Source organism: Microbacterium sp. NPDC087665 (assembly GCF_044743285.1).
Taxonomy (GTDB): Bacteria; Actinomycetota; Actinomycetes; order Actinomycetales; family Microbacteriaceae; genus Microbacterium.
In genome coordinates, this window is record NZ_JBIUWD010000016.1 from 1 (window position 1) to 1,250 (window position 1,250).

1 protein-coding gene is annotated in these 1,250 nt (G+C 62.3%); it reads right to left on the minus strand.

Going from position 1 to position 1,250, the window contains the following annotated elements; translation table 11 throughout:
- Positions 1–42: 42 nt before the first annotated feature.
- A protein-coding gene (locus ACIOSY_RS17865; protein ID WP_400855558.1) for an IS3 family transposase occupies positions 43–1,193 on the minus strand; the annotation gives its coding sequence in 2 pieces (ribosomal slippage) (positions 43–926 and positions 926–1,193; 1,152 coding nt in all).
- Positions 1,194–1,250: the final 57 nt, after the last annotated feature.

Here is a 1,250-nt window from a genome sequence, read left to right on the forward strand (position 1 = left end):
GGGACTGCTGACGGTTTGGTTGACTCGTCTTGTTTGGGGTTTTCAGGCCGCGTGAGCGGCCTCTGAGTTGATTATCTCGAACTCGATTGGGGTGAGTCTTCCGAGTCGTCGTTGTCGGCGTCGGCGGTGGTAGGTTCGCTCGATCCAGGTCACGATCTCGAGGCGGAGTTCCTGTCTCGAATGCCACCGTTTCTTGTTGAGGACGTTCTTCTGCAGCAGCGCGAAGAACGACTCCATCGCGGCGTTGTCCGCGCATGCACCGACCCGGCCCATCGACCCGGTGATCCCGACTTCTCGGAGCAGCTCGACGAACTTCCGCGACCGGAACTGCGACCCGCGGTCTGAGTGCAGCGTCGTTCCGACCGGATCACGAAGCGCGACGGCATTACGGAGCGCGGCGACGGCGAGCTCCGCGGTCATCCGCGAATCGAGGGAGTATCCGACGATCCGGTTTGAATGGACGTCTTTGATCGCGCAGAGATACAGCTTCCCTTCATCGGTCCAATGTTCGGTGATGTCGGTCAACCACAACTGGTCCGCCCGGGTCGCGGTGAAATCGCGAAGCACGAGATCGTCATGCACCGGAGGCCCCGCTTTGCGGTTCAGGCCGCGTTTCTTCGAGAACACGCTCCAGAGCCGCTGCTCGGAACACAACCGCCACACCCGCCGCTCCGACGCTGCCAGCCCGGCCTCAGCTTCGATCTCGTCGGAGATGAACCGATACCCGAACGCGGGTTCGTCGCGGTGAAGATCGACCGCCGCGTTCGTGAGGTGAGCGTTGTCCCAGTCGCGTTGCGAGACCGGGTTCGCACGCCACCGGAAGAACGCTTGCTTCGAAAAGCCCAGCACCCGGCAGGTCACCGCGATCGGAATCCGATCAGCGGCCAACTCGTGGACCAGCGGGAACATCATTTGGGGAGTGACGCCTGCGACAGATACGCCGCCGCTCTCCGGAGGATCTCATTCTCCTGCTCGAGCAACCGGATGCGTTTGCGCGCCTCGCGCAACTCGGCCTCGTCGGCCTGAGTCACACCGGGCTTGATGCCATCTTCGACGTCCGCGATCTTGAGCCACCGTTGCAGACACGACTCCGAGACACCGAAGTCCTTCGCGATCCGACTGATCGGGGCCTCGCCCCGACGCGCGACCGCGACAACATCGTTCCTGAACTCCTTGGGAAATGCTTTCGGCACGTTGACCATCCTCCCGCGAGAACCAAAATCCTCACAGCGCTGGAGTCAACCAAACCG